General features: G+C 74.7%; 17 protein-coding genes. 11 read left to right on the top strand and 6 right to left on the bottom strand.

Translation table 11 applies throughout. The features are described 5' to 3' along the window. The first annotated feature begins 4 nt into the window (after positions 1-4). From ACFCLZ_RS12515 to ACFCLZ_RS12500, 4 genes are all read left to right on the top strand, one after another. Positions 5-958, top strand: a complete 954-nt coding sequence (locus tag ACFCLZ_RS12515; RefSeq protein ID WP_380284973.1) for a transglutaminase domain-containing protein — start codon at positions 5-7, stop codon at positions 956-958. 159 nt (positions 959-1,117) lie between these two features. Beyond that, on the top strand, positions 1,118-1,486 hold the full coding sequence (locus ACFCLZ_RS12510) for an MmcQ/YjbR family DNA-binding protein (protein WP_380284972.1): 369 nt from the start codon (positions 1,118-1,120) through the stop codon (positions 1,484-1,486). Between the two features lie 54 nt (positions 1,487-1,540). Continuing rightward, positions 1,541-1,933, top strand: a complete 393-nt coding sequence (locus ACFCLZ_RS12505) for a VOC family protein (protein WP_380284971.1) — start codon at positions 1,541-1,543, stop codon at positions 1,931-1,933. 41 nt (positions 1,934-1,974) lie between these two features. Beyond that, positions 1,975-2,910: an ROK family protein gene (locus tag ACFCLZ_RS12500; RefSeq protein ID WP_380284970.1), complete on the top strand. Its 936-nt coding sequence runs from the start codon at positions 1,975-1,977 to the stop codon at positions 2,908-2,910. A gap of 48 nt (positions 2,911-2,958) precedes the next feature. On the opposite strand, the gene ACFCLZ_RS12495 is transcribed toward ACFCLZ_RS12500, so the two are convergent. The 4 genes from ACFCLZ_RS12495 to ACFCLZ_RS12480 form a co-directional block, all read right to left on the bottom strand. After that, positions 2,959-4,329, bottom strand: a complete 1,371-nt coding sequence (locus ACFCLZ_RS12495; protein WP_380284969.1) for an alkaline phosphatase family protein — start codon at positions 4,327-4,329, stop codon at positions 2,959-2,961. A 74-nt stretch (positions 4,330-4,403) separates the two neighbouring features. Then, entirely contained in the window at positions 4,404-4,847 is a 444-nt protein-coding gene (locus tag ACFCLZ_RS12490; RefSeq protein WP_380284968.1) for a type II 3-dehydroquinate dehydratase, read from the bottom strand. Next, positions 4,844-6,220 (bottom strand): alkaline phosphatase family protein, encoded by a 1,377-nt coding sequence (locus ACFCLZ_RS12485; protein ID WP_380284967.1) that lies wholly within the window; start codon positions 6,218-6,220, stop codon positions 4,844-4,846. Before ACFCLZ_RS12485 ends, ACFCLZ_RS12490 begins: the two co-directional genes overlap by 4 nt. Positions 6,221-6,239: 19 nt before the next feature. Next, a complete protein-coding gene (locus tag ACFCLZ_RS12480; RefSeq protein WP_380284966.1) occupies positions 6,240-6,518 on the bottom strand; it encodes a phosphopantetheine-binding protein in 279 nt (92 codons plus the stop codon). A 716-nt stretch (positions 6,519-7,234) separates the two neighbouring features. On the opposite strand from ACFCLZ_RS12480, the gene ACFCLZ_RS12475 reads away from it, so the two are divergent. The 7 genes from ACFCLZ_RS12475 to ACFCLZ_RS12445 all read left to right on the top strand — a co-directional run bounded on the left by ACFCLZ_RS12475 (position 7,235) and on the right by ACFCLZ_RS12445 (position 14,970). Continuing rightward, entirely contained in the window at positions 7,235-8,401 is a 1,167-nt protein-coding gene (locus ACFCLZ_RS12475) for a DegT/DnrJ/EryC1/StrS family aminotransferase (RefSeq protein ID WP_380284965.1), read from the top strand. Between the two features lie 89 nt (positions 8,402-8,490). Next, a complete protein-coding gene (locus ACFCLZ_RS12470) occupies positions 8,491-9,144 on the top strand; it encodes an HAD-IA family hydrolase (protein ID WP_380284964.1) in 654 nt (217 codons plus the stop codon). After that, on the top strand, positions 9,141-10,214 hold the full coding sequence (locus tag ACFCLZ_RS12465; RefSeq protein WP_380284963.1) for an LLM class flavin-dependent oxidoreductase: 1,074 nt from the start codon (positions 9,141-9,143) through the stop codon (positions 10,212-10,214). Before ACFCLZ_RS12470 ends, ACFCLZ_RS12465 begins: the two co-directional genes overlap by 4 nt. Positions 10,215-10,218: 4 nt before the next feature. Next, positions 10,219-11,805 (top strand): serine hydrolase domain-containing protein, encoded by a 1,587-nt coding sequence (locus ACFCLZ_RS12460; protein ID WP_380284962.1) that lies wholly within the window; start codon positions 10,219-10,221, stop codon positions 11,803-11,805. Between the two features lie 87 nt (positions 11,806-11,892). After that, entirely contained in the window at positions 11,893-12,735 is an 843-nt protein-coding gene (locus tag ACFCLZ_RS12455) for an SAM-dependent methyltransferase (RefSeq protein ID WP_380284961.1), read from the top strand. A gap of 7 nt (positions 12,736-12,742) precedes the next feature. Beyond that, positions 12,743-13,603 (top strand): SAM-dependent methyltransferase, encoded by an 861-nt coding sequence (locus tag ACFCLZ_RS12450; RefSeq protein ID WP_380284960.1) that lies wholly within the window; start codon positions 12,743-12,745, stop codon positions 13,601-13,603. Positions 13,604-13,605: 2 nt separating this feature from the next. Then, the gene (locus tag ACFCLZ_RS12445) at positions 13,606-14,970 is read left to right on the top strand and encodes a cytochrome P450 (protein WP_380284959.1); all 1,365 of its coding nucleotides are present in this window, start codon (positions 13,606-13,608) and stop codon (positions 14,968-14,970) included. Between the two features lie 53 nt (positions 14,971-15,023). Here the strand turns inward: ACFCLZ_RS12445 and ACFCLZ_RS12440 are convergent, their stop codons facing one another. Continuing rightward, positions 15,024-15,437, bottom strand: coding sequence for a PPOX class F420-dependent oxidoreductase (locus tag ACFCLZ_RS12440; RefSeq protein WP_380284958.1), 414 nt, complete (start codon positions 15,435-15,437; stop codon positions 15,024-15,026). Then, positions 15,434-16,471: an aldo/keto reductase gene (locus ACFCLZ_RS12435; protein WP_380284957.1), complete on the bottom strand. Its 1,038-nt coding sequence runs from the start codon at positions 16,469-16,471 to the stop codon at positions 15,434-15,436. The genes ACFCLZ_RS12440 and ACFCLZ_RS12435 overlap by 4 nt, the downstream gene beginning before the upstream one ends. Between the last annotated feature and the right edge of the window lie 135 nt (positions 16,472-16,606).

Raw genomic sequence — 16,606 nt, 5'->3', positions numbered from 1 at the left:
CCCGATGGCGACCCCCGTCGGCAGCCCGGCACGCCAGCAGCAGGTGCCGGAGCCCGCCGCCCTCGACGCGCTCGTCCGGCGCCTGCGGCAACTGCCCGACCGGCAGCGGCGCTTCGCCGTCACCGCGACCGGCGCCCGCCGCCAGCACGGGATCCGGCCGGAGCTGCTCGCCGCCCTCACCGCCGCCGGCGTCCCGTACGTCGGCGAGGGCGACGACCGGCTCCACGACGCGTACGACCTCGGCAACGCCGCTCTGCACCTGGGCCTGGTCTCGGTGCAGAGCCGGTCCATGCGCTCCTGGGCCAGGGCGCTGACGACGGCCGCCCCCGCCTACCGGCTGGAGGTGGTGGCGGGCTGCCCGGTGCCCGGGCACCCCGGACCCTGCGGGTACGGGGTGCTCACCGCCAGGGGGCGGCGGGCGGCCGAGGGCGGGCCGGTGGACGCCCGGCTGGCCGAGCTGGTCGTCCGGCCGGTCCGTGAATGGCCTGAACTACCGACGAAAGTACGGGAGTTGCTGCACGAGGTCGGGGACATCGGGTTCTTCCTGCTGCCCGAGGCGGTGCGCTGGGACCAGGCGTTCATGTGGCGCACCAGGATGGCGGACTGCGGCGGGGCGGCCGCCTGGCTGGTGTCCGAGGGCGAGCGGCGCGGTCTGCGGACCCGGTTCTCCTTCGGCGTGCTGGTGGCCCAGCCGTACTCCACCCCGCACTGCTGGGCGGAGTTCCTGGTCGACGGGGTGTGGGTGCCGGTGGACCCGCTGCTGGTCCGGGCGCTGAACGACTGGGGCGGCCTGGACGCCCGGGACGTCCCGCCGGACGGCCGGCCCGGGGCGCTGTTCCACCGGCTGTCAGCGCGTTTCACCAAGGTGGTCAGCCATGCCGGGGTGTGGGCCCCGGTGTCGATCCCCACCGAGCGGCTGGACGGGGACGCGGGGGCGGACGGGGCGGGTGCTGGGTGAACCGGCCGACCGGCCTGCACGGACGACAGGCTGATTTCGGACATCTCCCCGTCCGGCCCTGTGTCGTGGCGGTGAGGACTGCGCACACGGCCTAGGCTGGACCCGTCCCCTGGTGCCACTGGGGCCCCAACTCTCTGAGGAAGACGGAAGGATGGGGCAATGACTCCGCAAGAGCTGTCCGACTTCGCACTGGAACTGCCGGGCACCACCGACGACGAGGCGTTCGGCCCCGGCGCGACGGTGTTCAAGGTGGAGGGCAAGGTTTTCGCCATCCTCCAGGACGAGACGCCGGACCAGTCGGCCCAGGTCACCCTCAAGTGCGAACCGGACCTCGCGCTCCACCTGCGCGACCAGTACCCGGCCGTGGGGCCCGGGTACCACGTCAACAAGCGCCACTGGAACACGGTCGTCCTCGACTCCACCGTCCCGACCCCCGAAGTGCAGGAGATGGTGGAGCACTCCTGGGACCGCGTGGTCGCCGGCATGCCCAAGGCGGCCCGCGACCGGCTCACGCTGCAGCGCGGCTGAGCCGGACCGGACGCATCCCCCCGCACGACAACCGACCGAGAGAGAGCACTGCTCATGGCAGTCCCGAAGCTGACCCTGTTCGCGATCGTCGCCGACGACCTGGCCAAGTCCCTGGCGTTCTACCGCCGCCTCGGGCTCGACATCCCGGCCGAGGCGGACACCGCCCCGCACGTCGAGGTGGTCCTGCCCGGCGGCCTGAGGCTGGCCTGGGACCCGGTCGAGACCATCCACAGCTTCGACGAGGAGTGGAAGGCGCCGACCGGCAGCAACCGCTTCGCGGTCGCCTTCGAGTTCCCGGACGCGGCGGGCGTCGACGCCAAGTTCCGGGAGCTGGTGGACGCCGGCTACGTGGGCCACAAGGAGCCCTGGGACGCCGTCTGGGGCCAGCACTACGCGATCGTCCTCGACCCCGACGGCAACGCCGTCGACCTCTACAGCGTGCTGTAGGACTCCGTAACGTCACCGAACTCCCCGGGGAGGCCCGGTCCGTGACACTGCTGGGGATCGACATCGGCGGCACCAAGACCGCCCTGGTCCTGGAGCGCCCGGGCCTGCGCGGGCCGGTGCACGCCCGCTTCGACTGGCCGCACCGGACCGGCCGGGCGGGCGGGCGCAAAGCGGACCGGGAGGCGGACCGGGAGGCCGATCTGGCGGCGCTCGCCGCGGCGGTCGCCCGGATCGCCGGACCGCAGGGCCCCGGCGGCGTCCGGGCGGCAGGCCTGGCGCTGCCGGCCACCGTCCGGGACGGCCGGCTCACCACCTGGCCCTCCCGGCCCTCCTGGACCGGGCTGCGGCTGGACACCGTGCTGGAGCGGATCCTGCCGGGCGTCCCGGTCCGGTACGAGGACGACGGCAACCTCGCCGCGCTCGCCGAGGCGGACCGCGGCGGCGTCCGCGACCTGGCCTACCTGGGCCTGGGGACGGGCGTCGGCGGCGGGCTGGTGCTCGGCGGCCGGCTGCACACCGGCCCGTACGGCGGCGCCGCCGAGATCGGCCACCTGGTGGTCGACCCCGGCGGCGCCGGCTGCGTCTGCGGGCGCTCCGGCTGCCTCCAGGCGGTGGCCTCCGGGTCGGCGACGCTGGCCCGGGCCGCCGCGGCCCGGGGCGGGCCGGTCGGCGCCGCGGACTTCCGGGCCGGGCTGGCACAGGGCCGGGCCTGGGCGGTCGGACCGCTGGAGGAGACGGCGGCCGCCCTGGCGGTGGCGGTGGTCAACCTCGGCGAGCTGCTGCAGTGCGCCGAGGTGCGCCTCGGCGGCGGGTTCGGGCACGGGGTGCCGGGGCTGGTCGCGCGGGTGCGGCGGGAGGCCCGCCGGCTGGCCCGGCCCGGGGTCGCCCCGCCGGCCGTCCGCCGGGCCCGCTGCGGCGCCCGGGCGTCCCTGCACGGCGCCCTCCTGCTGGCCCGGCGCACCGCCGACGGGGAGTGACGCGGGCCCGGCGGACCGATGCGGTCCGCCGGGCCCGCCGCCGCGCGCTCAGTGCGGCAGCCGGCCGCCGGGGAGGCCGAGCAGCTCGCGCAGCGCGGGCGCGACGTCGTAGAGGGACAGGCCCTCCGCCCGGCCCGGGGTGACGCCGGGGGAGTCCAGCAGGAAGACCCCGGTGTCCCCGTGGTTGGCGTGGTCCGGGCCGGTGTCGTTCTCCGTGGTGTACAGCCCCTGGCCCATGCCCAGCGTGGCGAGCGCCCGCCACCGCAGGTTGCCCACGTAGACCAGCAGGTCCGGGGCGATGCCGTTGACCTCCGGGTAGAGCTGGTCGGGCCGCAGCGCCCGGGTGCCCATCGGCTGCCCGGCGTCGTCGGGGAGCCGTTCCAGCGCGGTGGCGATCCGCTCCAGGGTGTCCTGGTACTCCCCGGCGGGCACCGTGCCGTGCGGCTCGCGGCCCTCGACGTTGAGGAAGATCCGGCCGTAGTAGCCGCCCTCGGCCCAGGCGGTGGTGCGCTTCCAGTCCACCTTCGCCTTGCTCATCGGGGTGGGCCCGGCCGGCTCCTCGGCGAGCACGAGCAGGCCCTCCCGGCGCAGCCACTCGTTGATGAACAGCCCGCCGACCATCGGCTGGGCGCCGTGGTCGGAGACCACCATGACGGTGGTGTTCTCCGGCAGGCAGGCCAGGAACTCGCCGATGTGCCGGTCCAGCGCCCGGTAGTAGTCGCGGAAGAGGTTCACGTACGGGTTGCCCGGCTCGTGCCGGGGGTGCTCCGGGTCGCAGTACTTCCAGAAGCCGTGGTGCAGCCGGTCCGGCCCCATGTCGACGAACGACAGGAACTCCCAGTCCTGGGTGGTGGCCAGGTGCCGGGCGACCTGGAAGCGCTGCTCGCTCAGGTCGAAGATCTGCTGGGAGACCCGGGCGAGTTCGGGCGAGCGGAAGTTCTCCACGTCCAGCGCGTAGCCGCCGGTGAGCTTCTCGATCTCGTCGCGCAGGTCCGGGGGAGAGGTGTACTGGGCCTTCGTGGACGGCGCGAGGAAGCAGGACACCATGGCGCCCCGGATCGGGGTGGTCGGGTACGTCCCGGGGACCCCGAGCACGACGCTGTCGCGGCCGGCCGCGGTCATCTCGTCCCAGATCCGCGGCGCCTTGATGCTGTGCGAGGTGGCGAAGGCCAGCGGCCCGTAGTCGTGCGCGGCGCGGTCGCGGAAGCCGTAGACGCCCAGCTCGCCCGGGGTGCGGCCGGACATCATGCAGGACCAGGCGGGCATGGTGATGGGCGGGTCGACGCTGCGCATCGGGCCCCAGAGGGAGCGCCGGCGCAGGGCGGTGAGCACGGGCATGTCGTCGGCGAACCGGTCGAACAGCAACTGCGGGGTCGCCGAGTCGAGTCCGATCACGGCCACCCGGCCGGGGTGTGGCATCTGGGTCCTCCCTCGGGGCGATGGGGCGATGGGCTCAGGTGCGGTCAAGTGCGGTCAAGTCTGGTCGGGGGCGGTCAGGGGCGGTCGTCGGGCACCAGCAGGGTGAGCGAGCGGGCGGCGAGCCGGTAGCCGAGCGCACCCAGGCCCATCACCACGCCCGCGGCCAGCGGGGCCGTCACCGAGCTGTGGCGGAAGCCCTCGCGCGCCCAGACGTTGGACAGGTGCACCTCGATCCAGGGCGGGGCGAAGTCGGCGAGCGCGTCGCGGAGCCCCCAGCCGGCGATCATCAGGGCGCCCGGGTTGACCACGGCGCCGGCGACGTGGCCGTGCCGCTGGAGGACGTCGATCAGCTCGCCCTCGCCGTTGTGCTGGGCGGAGACGACCTTCCAGCCGCGGCCGGCGGCCTCCTCGGCGACGGCGGCCTCGATCTCGGCCAGCGTCGTGGTGCCGTAGATCTCCGGTTGCCGGGTGCCGAGGGTGCCGAGGTTGGGGCCGTTGAGCAGCAGGAGTTCGCTCACCGGCCACCCCCGCCGCCCGCGCCGAGGGCGACCGTGCCGTCGAGGCCCAGCGGGTGGACGCCCACGGCGGCGAGCAGGGTCGGGGCGACGTCGAGCATGTCCAGCGAGGCCGGTCCGTCCGGCCCGGCGGGCGGCGCGGTGGCGCCGCGGCGGTAGAACAGCGCGTTCTCGCGGGTGTGGGTGCCGGTGAGCGTGTCGCTGCGCAGCGGCGCCGCGCCGCCGAAGGCGCCGCGCAGCTGGACCCCCGGGGCGGGCAGGGCGAGCAGGTCCGCGGCGTGGTCGAGCAGCGGGCCGTGGTACAGCTCGGCGGGCCGGTGGACGGCGCTGACCAGCAGCGGACCGTCCACGTCGGTGCCGACCCGGGTGCCGTCGCCGCGCAGCCGCAGCAACTCGTCGGCGATCTCCTCGGCGAGCGCGTCGGCCTCGGCGTCGGTGAGGCCGCCGCGGGGGAAACGGTGCTTGCGGTGGAGGTAGATCCGGGCCGGGTCGAGCGCGAAGGCGTGGCTGCGGTCGTCGAGGTCGACGAGCCGGCCGGTGGTCTCCGGGTCGGCGAGGTGGCCGGCCTCCCGGAGCCAGGCGTTGAGGTAGAACTGCCGGTCGACGGGGCCGAATCCGTGGTCGCTGACCAGGAAGAGCTCGTCCTCGGGCCGGCAGAGGTCGGCGAGCCGGCCGGCGCACTCGTCGACCAGCCGGTAGAAGTCGAGGACCGCGCCGTGCAGCGGATCGGCGGGGTCGGCGACGGCCCGCCAGAGGAAGTGGTGGACCCGGTCGGTCTCGGTGAGGACGGCGATGCCGAGGTCCCAGGGCTCCTGGGTGAGGACGTGCACCATGGCGTCGGTGCGGGCCCGCAGGGCGCGTTCGGCGCGGGCCAGGAAGCCGGGCGGGTCGCCCGCGACGTCGCCGACCTCGACGTCCAGTTCGTACTTGAAGCGCCGCAGTTCGGGCAGCAGGCGGTCGGGGGTGACGGCGTTCTCGATCCGCGGGGCGACGAACCCGGAGACCACCACGCCGTCGACCGCGGGGGCGGGGTAGGTGCCGGGCACGTTGAGGCAGACGGTGCGCCGCCCGGCCGCGGAGGCGAGGGCCCAGAGGGCGGGTTCGCGCAGGTGCAGGAGGTTGGGGAAGCAGATCCGGTAGCCCTCGTCGGGGACGAGGTCGGTGAAGCCGAAGATGCCGTGCCGGGCGGGGTTGGTCCCGGTCAGGAAGGTGGCCCAGGAGGTGGAGCTGATCTCCGGGACGGGGGCGCGCAGCGGGGCGCAGTACCCCTCGGCGAGCAGGGCGCCGAGGCGGGGCATGACCCCGTCGGCGGCGAGCTCGGCGAGCAGGGTGCGGGGCATGCCGTCGAGCCCGATGGCGAGGGCGCGCTCTGCCATGTCTGCCGCCTTCCCGGGGTCAGGCGGCCGGGGCGCCGGAGCCGGCGCCGGCACCGGCCGTCCGGCCGTGGACGTACTCCGCGAGCAGGTCGAGGTCGTCGATCAGCTTGATCGAGAGGTCCTCGTCGGCGATCTCGACGCCGAATTCGCTCTCCACCCAGATCAGGAACTCGATGGTGTTGATCGAATCGAGTCCGAGCGCCTCGACGAGCCCGCGGTCCGGGATCTCGGACGGGGCGAGGGAGAGTTCGAGCGAGTCCACGAGGACTTTGCGCAGTCGGGCCTTGATCTCTTCCACGGGCGGGCATTCCTTTCGAGGGGCGGTGGGCGGGGACGGCCGGAAAGATCACCGGAATCGCCGGAGATCACGGAGGATCGCCAGCGCGTTCGAATGATCGATATTGATGATCCGTGCGATCGGAAATGATCGAAAATTCCCGTGAGTGGGCCCGGTGATCTGGCGGGCGGGGCAGCCGGGGCCGGACGGGATGTGCGGAACGGCGCGCTCCTGAGCATGGTTCATTTCCCGGCGGCGTACCACTGTGCGGGACCGACTTTTGTGTGCCGGGCATGTGCTTCTGGCCATTTACCGCGCTCCCCCACGGCCGAAACGAGCGGCGGCGAACGGAGCGCGGACGCTTCTGCGCAGCGGCGTTCCGGTCGTACGCCGCCGCGTCCGCGAGTGGCGTGAAACCGACGGTGCCGAAGACGCCCCGACCCGGGCGCGGACACGGTGTTGACGTGTTCGGGCCGAGCTGGACATGATTTGCGTGGCTGAGCGAACGGTCTTTCCGCCCCTCCCTGCCGGCCGTTTTTCCCACGGAGCAGTACGCCCGAGGCAGGCCGGTCCCAGGTTCCCGACCGGCGGCCACGCCCACGTCCGAGCGGCAGTCCGACGGGTCGCGCCACATCCCGTACCCGGCGGCTGCGCCCGACGGATCGACCGGTTGCAGCAGGGCCGCCCCCGGTGCGGCGGCCTGCCCCCATGCCGCACACGACCGAGAGGCCCGATCCATGTCATCGATTCCGGTCCAGCCGTTCCTGACCTTCCCCGTTTGGCCGCAGCACGGCACCGAGGAGCGCGAAGGACTGCTGCGCGTCCTGGAGCAGGAGGGCTGGTGGCGCAACGGGGGCAGTGAAGTCGACAGCTTCGAGCGGGAGTTCGCCGAGTTGCACGGCGCCCACCGGGCCATCGCGACCACCAACGGCACCCACGCGCTGGAGCTGGCCCTGTCGGTGCTGGGCGTCGGTCCGGGCGACGAGGTGATCGTCCCGGCCTTCACCTTCATCGCCTCCTCGCTGGCCGTCCAGCGGGTCGGTGCCGTGCCGGTGCCCTGCGACATCCGCCCCGACACCTACTGTCTCGACGTCGAGGCCGCCGCCCGGCTGGTCACCCCGCGCACCAAGGCGGTGATGCCGGTCCACATGGCGGGCCAGATCGCCGACATGGACGCCCTGGCGGACCTCGCCGAGACCGCCGGGGTGGCGATCCTCCAGGACGCGGCGCACGCCCACTCGGCCCGCTGGCGCGGCCGCCGGGTCGGCGAGTTCGGCACGATCGCCGCCTTCAGCTTCCAGAACGGCAAGCTGATGACGGCCGGCGAGGGCGGGGCCGTCCTGCTGCCGGACGACGAGACCCACCACGACGCGTACCTGCGGCACGGCTGCGGCCGCCCGCCGGGCGACCGGCTCTACGCCCACCTCACCCAGGGCTCCAACTTCCGCATGAACGAGTTCTCCGCCACCGTGCTGCGCGGCCAGCTCACCCGGCTGGAGGCCCAGGTGGCGCTGCGCGAGGAGCGCTCGCGGCACCTGGACGCGCTGCTCGGTCAGATCCCCGGCGTCGTCCCGCAGGGCCGCGACGAACGCTGCGACCGCAACTCGCACTACATGGCGATGGTCCGGCTGCCCGGCATCACCCAGGAGCGCCGGCTCGCCGTGGTGGACGCGCTGATCGCGCACGGCATCCCGGCGTTCGTGGCCTTCCCGCCGGTCTACCGCACCGCCGGCTACTTCCAGGGCCCGGCCATCGGCGACGTCGACGAGATCGCCAAGCGCTGCCCGGTCTCCGAGGAGGTCGGCAACGACTGCCTCTGGCTGCACCACCGGGTGCTGCTCGCCGACACCCCCGTCCTCGACCGGCTCGCCGAGGTCTTCGCGGACGTCCTCGCCGCGCGCTGACGGCGCCGCGCACCGCCTGCCGCACCGACGCCGCCGCGCGGGCCGCCCGTCCGGTCCGCACGGCCCAACCACCCAGGAAGCGGGAGCAGATGACGGCGCACCACGCGTTCCCCACAGTGGTCTTCGACCTGGACGGCGTGCTCATCGACAGCTTCGGCGTGATGCGGCAGGCGTTCGCCGTCGCCTACCGCGAGGTGGTCGGCGACGGCGAGCCGCCGTTCGAGGAGTACCGCACCCACCAGGGGCGCTACTTCCCCGACATCATGCGGCTGATGGGCCTGCCCGGGGCGATGGAACGGCCCTTCGTCGAGGCCAGCCACCGGCTGATCCACGAGGTCCAGGTGTATCCGGACGTGCCGCTGCTGCTCGCGCGGCTGCGCGAGGCCGGGGTCCGCACCGCGATCGCCACCGGCAAGTCCGGCGACCGGGCGCGCGCCGTCCTGGACGTGGTCGGCCTGCTGCCGCTGCTGGACGCCGTGGTCGGCAGTGACGAGGTGGACCGGCCCAAGCCCGCTCCCGACATCGTCCGCGAGGGGCTTCGCCGGCTCGGCGCCGAACCCGCGGACGCCGTGATGGTGGGCGACGCGGTGATCGACATCCAGAGCGGGCGGGCCGCCGGGACGGCCACCGCGGCGGCCCTGTGGGGCGAGACCGAGACCGACCAACTCCTCGCCGAGAAGCCGGACTTCGTCCTCGCCAAGCCGACCGAACTGCTGGCCCTGGTGCCCGGGGGCACCCGGTGAGCGCCGCAGCGGCCGACGGGCCGCGCTGGAGCGTCGCGGCCCCGCAGGGCACCGGCCTCGAACTGGCCGGCCTGGGCGGCGCCGAGGCCTGGCGGACCGTCGCCGACACCGCCGCGCTGGCCCGGGACTGCGGGTACCACGCGTTCTGGCTGGAGGACCGCACCGACACCCTGCCGCGCCGCGAGCCGCAGCCGGTGGTCGAGGCGTGGACGGCCCTCGGCGCGCTCGCGGCGACCGTGCCCGGCATCGACCTCGGCCTGCTCGCCGCGGCCCCGCCGCACCGCAACGCGGTGGTCCTCGCCAAGCAGGCGGCCTGCGCCGACATCATCTCCGGCGGCCGGCTCTCGCTCGGCCTGACCACCGCCGGGGCGCTGCCCGAGCACGTCGCGGCCGGCACCGTGCCCGGTTCGGCGCTGACCGCCGCGACCGACACCCCCGACGGCGACGGCACCGACGCCGTGCTCGCCGAGACCATCGCGGCGCTGCGCGCCCTGTGGTCCGGCGCCCGCACCGACGCGCCCGGCCCCGCCGTCCCGCTCGCCGGGGCGCACGCGGTACCGGTCCCCGCCCAGCCGCGGCTCCCGCTGGCCGTCCGGGTGGACGCCGCCGTGCCCGGGGCCGCCGCCCGGCTGCCCGAGGCCGCCGTGCGCGAGTGCGCCGTCGTCCAGTGGCAGGGCGAGCCCGGCGACCTCGCCGCCGCGATCCCGGAGTACGGCCGCCGCCGTGAGCGGCTCGGCCTGGACCCGGCCGGGGTGCGGCACGCGCTGGCCGCCGAGAGCCGGGTCTTCGAGGACCGGGTGGAGCGCGACCGCTGGCTCTCCACCCCGCACATCGTGGTGTTCTGGAGCCACCACCCGGACCTGCTGGCCCGCCGCAGCCTGTACGGGACGCCGGAGCAGCTGGTCGAGCGGGCCACCCGCTACACCGAGGCCGGGGTGGGGGAGTTCCTGCTCTGGTTCCGCGACTACCCCGGGACGGCCGGCCTGCGCCGGTTCGCCGCGGAGGTCGCCCCCGCGGTGCCCGGCCCGGCCGTGCCCGCGCCCGTCCCCGTCCCCGTCGGCGAGGGGTGAGCCGGTGCCGTCCACCCCCGCCTTCCTCTCCGCGGACTGGCTGGCCGGCACCGCCGGCCGGCTCGCCGCCCCCGACCCCGCCCCGCGCAGCACCGTCGGCCTGCGGCTGCGGGTCACCGACCCGCCGCCCGGCACCGCCGCGGCCGCCGACGTCCTGGTCGACCTGGCCGGCGGCCGCCTCGCGGTCACCGCCGCCGCCGGGGACCCGCCGGGCCTGCTGATCGACCTGCCGTACGCCGCCGCCTACACCCTGCTGCTCGGCCCGGCCCGGGCCCGCGCCGAGATCCTGGAACGCGGCGACGTCACCGTCCTCGGCAACTTCAGCCTGCTGTTCTTCGTCGACGCCGCCCTGGAGCGCGACCGGTCCGGCCACGCCGCCGCGCTGCGCGACGGCACCGCGGCCCCGCCGCCCGGCGCCGTCCGCGCCACCGGCGCGGAGCCCGCCTCGCCCGGCGCCCCCGCCGACTCGGACGCCGACGCCGACGCGCTCGACCGGGCCGCCGGGAACCTGCCGCGCACCCTGCGGGAGCTGCGCCGCGAGGTCGGCGCCTCCACGCCCGGCGCCCAGTTCTACGCCTCGCAGCACGGCCGCCCGCTGGCCGACGTCGGACTCGGGCTGGCCCGCCCCGGGGTCGCCATGTCGGCCGGCTCGGCGCCGCTCTGGTACTGCTGCGCCAAACCGCTGCTCTCGGTCGCGCTCGGCCGGCTCTGGGAGGCCGGCGACTTCGACCCCTACCTCCCGGTCGCCCACTACCTGCCGGAGTTCGGCACCGCGGGCAAGTCGGCGATCACCTCGATGGAACTGCTCACCCACACCGGCCCGGTGCCCACCGGCGCCGACCCGCTGCACGGCGTGGTCACCGGCCCCGACGAGGAGCGCAGCCGCCGCGCCTACGCCGCCGCCGTGGGCCCGCGCCCGGCCGACCCCGGCATCAACTACAGCCAGTGGTGGGCCTGGTACGTGCTGGCCGGGCTGCTGCCCGCGATCGACGGCCGCGACTACCCGGCGTACGTCGAGCAGGAGATCCTGCGCCCCTGCGGGATGGACCGCACCAGGGTCCACCTCTCCCCGGAGGACTACGACGCGTTCGGCGACCGCCTGCCGCTGATCCACGTCAGCAACCTCGGCGACACCCCGCAGCCCACCTGGTTCTGGTCCACCCGCGGCGCCACCACCCGCTGCGTGCCCGGGGTCAACACCCGGGGCCCGCTCGCCGACCTCGGCCTGCTGCTGGAGATGCTGCTGGCCGACGGCGCCGCCGCCGGCGGAAGGGTCCTCGCGCCCACCACGGTGGCCGCGCTGACCGCCCGCCACCGCACCGGGCTGCACGACCGCTACGGCAACGCCGACTGGGGCTTCGGCCTGCGACTCGAATGCCGCACGCTCGGCCCGGCGTACACCAGCTTCGGCACCCACGCCTCGCCCCGGTCCTTCGGCCACGACGGCCTGTGGACCGCCGTCGCCTTCGCCGACCCGGACGCCGACCTGGTGGTGGCCGTCCACCTGAACGGCAAGGTCGAGCACGAGCGCCACCGCGAACGCATCGTCCGGATCGCCGACGCCGTCTACCAGGACCTCGGCCTCGCCTGACGGACGTCCCAAGGACCCGCCCGACCCGCCCCCCCCACTCTCCCGTCCCGGCCCGCACCAGGCCGGCCCCAGCCAGGAAGGCGCCCGATGGCACAGCAGCCCGCGCTCCCGTTCCTCCCCGATCCGGCCGAGGTGGGCCGGCTCTACGACCGCTACACCGACCTGGGCAGCGCCACCCTGGGCGAGAGCCTGCACTTCGGCTACTGGGACACCCCGGACAGCACCGTCCCGCTCGCCGAGGCGACCGACCGGCTGACCGACCTGATGACCGACCGGCTGGCCATCGGCCACGGCGCCCGGGTCCTCGACCTCGGCTGCGGCACCGGCGCCCCCGGCACCCGGATCGCCCGCCGCACCGGCGCGCAGGTCACCGGCATCTCGGTGAGCGGCCGCCAGGTCGAGCGGGCCAACGCCCTGGCCGCCTCCCTCGGCGTGGCCGACCGGGCCCGCTTCGAGCACGCCGACGCGATGGACCTGCCGTTCGCCGAGGCCTCCTTCGACGCGGTGATCGCGCTGGAGTCGATCATCCACATGCCGGACCGCGCCCATGTGCTGGAGCAGGTCGCCCGGGTGCTGCGCCCGGGCGGACGGCTGGTGCTCACCGACTTCTTCGAGCGCGCGCCGATCCCCGACTCCGGCCGGGCCGCCGTCGACCGCTATCTGCGGGAGTTCCTGATGACGATGATCCAGGCCGAGGACTACCCGCCGATGCTCCGCTCGGCCGGCTTCCGCTTCGAGGAGCTGACCGACATCAGCGAGCCCACCCTGCGCCGCACCTTCGTCGAGCTCTCGGCCCGGATCGGCGGCTCCGCCGACGCGCTCTCCGAGGCGCACGGCGCCGAGCTGGTCGAGCAGTTCGACCCGCACGACATGATCGACGTCGCCGAGTTCGGCCACCTGCTGGTGGTCGCCACCCGGAACGGGAAGTGAGCCGGCGATGAGCGGAGCCCCCGGGACCGGGGACGGCCTCGGCACCTTCTACGACCGGGTGAACGACGCCCTGGCCGAGGCCATGGGCGGCTACCTGCACGGCGGCTACTGGGACGAGCCGGTCGACCCGGACGCCGTCGAGCAGGCGGCCGACCGGCTGACCGACTTCGTCGCCGACCGGCTGCGCCTCGCCCCCGGGCAGCGCGTCCTGGACGTCGGCTCCGGCAACGGCAAGGCCACCGCCCGGATCGCCGCCCGGCACGGCGTGCACCTCACCGGCATCACGCTCAGCCCGTACCAGGTCCGGCAGTCCGCCGCCCTGGCCGCCGCCCTGGGCCTGGCCGACGCGCTGGACTTCGAGGTGCACGACATGATGGCGCTCGGCTTCCCGGACGCCTCCTTCGACGCGGCCCTCGCGATCGAGTCGATCTGCCACGCCGAGACCCGCACCGAGGCCTTCGCCGGGCTCGCCCGGGTGCTGCGGCCGGGCGCCCTGCTGGTGGTCACCGACTTCGTCCTGCTGCGCCCGCTGGAGAGCGAGGAGCACCGGGCCCTGGTCGCCGGGGCCATCAAGAACTACCAGCAGGGCCCGATGCTCACCCAGGAGGAGTACGAGGCCTGCGTGCGGGCCGCCGGCCTGGAGGTCGTCGACTTCACCGACATCGGCGAGCACGTCCGCCCGTCCTACCGGGTGGTCGGGCACAACCTCGCCCGCAACGGGGAGAAACTGCGCGCCCACGTCTCCGAGGAGGAGTTCCGCTACATGGTGGAGGACCTCGCCCGGTTCGGCGCGATCACCGAACTCGGCTACGCGGTGGTCACCGTCCGCAAGCCGGACGACGCCGCCGCCCGCGAAGGGAGTCGCTGACGATGGCACTGACGACCGGGGCCGGACCGGGCGCCGCCGCGGACTGGACGGCGGCCACCGCGCCGGGCGGCCTGCCGCTGCTGGGGCACCTGGTGCCGCTGCGCCGCCGCCCGCTGGAGTTCCTCACCTCGCTGCCCCAGCGGGGCGACGTGGTCGAGCTGAGGATGGGCCGGCGCACCGTCCACATGGTCTGCCACCCCGACCTGATCGCCCAGGTGCTCAAGGACCCGCGGACCTTCGACCGCGGCGGGCCGTTCTACGAGAAGACCAAGCTGCTGATGGGCAACAGCCTCGGCAACTGCCCCTACGCCGACCACCGGCGCCAGCGGCTGCTGGTCCAGCCGTCCTTCCGCCGGGAGCGGATCGCGACCTACCCCCGGGTGATGCGCGAGGAGATGGCGGCCGAGACGGCGAACTGGCGGCCCGGCGGGACCATCGAGGCCAACGACCGGATGCACGCCGTCACGGCGCGGATCGGCGCGCGGGTGCTGCTCTCCACCGACATCGGCGTCGGCCACGTCGACCGGATCCTGCGCGGCCTGCCGATCGTGCTCAGGGGCATGTACAAGCGGATGGTCGCCCCGGTCGGCCTGGTGTACCGGCTGCCCGCGCCCGAACAGCGCCGCTTCGACGCCGCGCTGGCCGACCTGCGGGACCTGATCGACTCGATCATCCGCGACTACCGGGGCTCCGCCGAGGACCACGGCGACCTGCTGTCGGGGCTGCTCGCGGCCCGCGACGAGGACGGCCGGGGGCTGTCCGACCAGGAGATCCACGACCAGGTGATGAACTTCCTCACCGCGTCCACCGAGACCACCGCGACCGCTCTGGCCTGGGCGCTGCAACTGCTCGGGCGGCACCCGGACTGCGAGCGCCGGCTGCAGGAGGAGGCGGACGCCTTCGCCGCCTCGGGCGGGGTCGACTCGCACGGCCGGGACGGTCTGGACTACACCCGCCAGGTGGTCAACGAGGTGCTCCGGCTCTACCCGCCGGGGTGGCTGGTCACCCGGGTGGTCACCGTCGACACCGAACTCGGCGGCGTCCGGCTGCCGGCCGGCTCGGTGATCTTCTACAGCTCGTACGCGCTGCAGCGCAACGGCGAGCTGTTCCCGGACCCGGAGCGCTTCGACCCGGACCGCTGGTCGCCCGAGCGGATCGGCGAGGTGCCGCGCGGCGCGATGATCCCGTTCGGCGCGGGCAGCCGCAAGTGCATCGGCGACGACTACGCGATGGCGGAGACCACCCTGGCCCTCGCGACCATCGCGGCCGAGTGGCGGCTGCGGCCGACCTCGGACACGCCCGTCCACCCCAAGCCGCGCGCCCTGGTGGGGATGGGGGACCTGCCGATGGTGACCCTGCGGCGCTGAACGCCGAGGCGGTGCCGGGCCCCGGGGAACGCTCCCCGGGGCCCGGCACCCGTTCAGCGGTCCAGCAGGTAGTCCACCGCGACCCGGACGACCAGCAGGTCCTCGTCGGCGGGCAGCAGGTCGCCCAGGAAGTCGGCGTGCGACTTGCCGGTGTACCGGTGGGACATCGCGTCCATCAGGCCCTCGTGCCGCGCCACCGGCTCGAAGTCGGCCACCCCGCGCGCCGCCACGTAGGTGTAGGGCTGGTCGGCCGGGTGCAGCAGGATCGAGACCCGGGGGTCGCGCCGCAGATTGCGCTCCTTGTGGCTGCCGCGCTCGATCCCGAAGAGCAGGTCGGTGCCGTCGTGGCCGATCCAGACGACGGACTGGTGCGCCGTGCCGTCCGGCCGCAGGGTGGAGACCACCGCGAACACCGGTCCGGACAGCAGGTCCTTGGTGCGCTCGGAGAGCGGGACGCGGGTCGTCATGCCGTCCCCCGGCCGCGGGGGAGCGGGCGGCGGCGCAGCGAGGCGTCGGTCAGCACCCGGGGCACCCAGTGGTGGTCGGCCCGGTTGAGGTCGACACCGGGCGGCACGATCGCGTCGATCCGGTCGAGCACCTCGTCGTCGAGATCCACCCCGGCCGCGCCCAGCAGGTCGGCCAGCTGCCCGGGGGTGCGCGGGCCGAGGAGCACGGAGGTGACGGCCGGATGCGCGTTGACGAACGCCAGGGCGAGGTGGGTCAGCGACAGGCCGGCGTCGGCGGCGACCTTGCGCAGCTCGGTCACCGCGTGCGCCTTGGCGGCGTTCTCCGGCACCGACAGGTCGAACTTGCGCTGCTCCAGGACGGCCCGGCCGACGCCGGGGCGGATCTCCCGCCCGGTCAGCCAGCCCGCGCCGAGCGGGCCCCAGGGCAGCACCCCCACGCCGTGCCGCTGCGCGGTGGGCAGCACGTGCGTCTCCACGGCGCGGGCGAGCACCGAGTACTGCGGCTGCTCGCTGCGGAACCGCACATGACCGCGCCGCTCGGCGGCCCACTGGGCCTCGACGAGCTGGTCGGCGGGGAAGTTGGAGGTGCCGATCGCGCGGACCTTGCCGGCCCGGACCAGGTCGGAGAGCGCGGAGAGCGTCTCGTCGATGTCCGTGTCGGGGTCGATCCGGTGCACCTGGTAGAGGTCGACGTGGTCGGTGCCGAGCCGGCGCAGCGAGCCCTCCAGCGCCCGGACGATCCAACGCCGGGAATTGCCCTGCTGGTTGGCGTCCGGCCCCATCGGACTGTGGAACTTGGTGGCCAGGACGACGCCGTCCCGGCGGCCGCGGATCGCCCGTCCGACGATCCGCTCGGACCCGCCGGCGCCGTAGATGTCCGCGGTGTCGACCAGGTTGATGCCCGCGTCCAGGGCGAGCCGGATCGTCCGGACGCCCTCCTCGGCGTCGGTGTTGCCCCAGGAGCCGAACATCATGGCCCCGAGGGCGAACTCACTGACCGATATGCCGGTTCCGCCCAGAATCCTGCGCCTCATGCGACGTGTGCCCTCCGTCGTCGGACTGCTCGGATGTGCACGTCCACTGTGACCCGGCCGCCGTCGGGCACGCCAGGGCGCCTGCGGCGAGATGTCCGTTTTCTCTGCACTCCGGCTGGTATCGTGTGCCCCGCC

The sequence above is a fragment of the Kitasatospora purpeofusca genome, assembly GCF_042691725.1.
Taxonomy (GTDB): domain Bacteria; phylum Actinomycetota; class Actinomycetes; order Streptomycetales; family Streptomycetaceae; genus Kitasatospora; species Kitasatospora purpeofusca_B.
Note: the sequence above shows the minus strand (reverse complement) of the source record. Positions and strands in the feature narration are given on the sequence as shown.

Coding starts and splice junctions, on each gene's coding strand:
- ACFCLZ_RS12440 (WP_380284958.1), bottom strand. CDS start 15,437: ATGACGACCCGCGTCCCGCTCTCCGAGCGCACCAAGGACCTGCTGTCC.
- ACFCLZ_RS12485 (WP_380284967.1), bottom strand. CDS start 6,220: ATGGCAGAGCGCGCCCTCGCCATCGGGCTCGACGGCATGCCCCGCACC.
- ACFCLZ_RS12450 (WP_380284960.1), top strand. CDS start 12,743: ATGAGCGGAGCCCCCGGGACCGGGGACGGCCTCGGCACCTTCTACGAC.
- ACFCLZ_RS12510 (WP_380284972.1), top strand. CDS start 1,118: ATGACTCCGCAAGAGCTGTCCGACTTCGCACTGGAACTGCCGGGCACC.
- ACFCLZ_RS12495 (WP_380284969.1), bottom strand. CDS start 4,329: ATGCCACACCCCGGCCGGGTGGCCGTGATCGGACTCGACTCGGCGACC.
- ACFCLZ_RS12435 (WP_380284957.1), bottom strand. CDS start 16,471: ATGAGGCGCAGGATTCTGGGCGGAACCGGCATATCGGTCAGTGAGTTC.
- ACFCLZ_RS12470 (WP_380284964.1), top strand. CDS start 8,491: ATGACGGCGCACCACGCGTTCCCCACAGTGGTCTTCGACCTGGACGGC.
- ACFCLZ_RS12515 (WP_380284973.1), top strand. CDS start 5: ATGGCGACCCCCGTCGGCAGCCCGGCACGCCAGCAGCAGGTGCCGGAG.
- ACFCLZ_RS12475 (WP_380284965.1), top strand. CDS start 7,235: ATGTCATCGATTCCGGTCCAGCCGTTCCTGACCTTCCCCGTTTGGCCG.
- ACFCLZ_RS12505 (WP_380284971.1), top strand. CDS start 1,541: ATGGCAGTCCCGAAGCTGACCCTGTTCGCGATCGTCGCCGACGACCTG.
- ACFCLZ_RS12455 (WP_380284961.1), top strand. CDS start 11,893: ATGGCACAGCAGCCCGCGCTCCCGTTCCTCCCCGATCCGGCCGAGGTG.
- ACFCLZ_RS12445 (WP_380284959.1), top strand. CDS start 13,606: ATGGCACTGACGACCGGGGCCGGACCGGGCGCCGCCGCGGACTGGACG.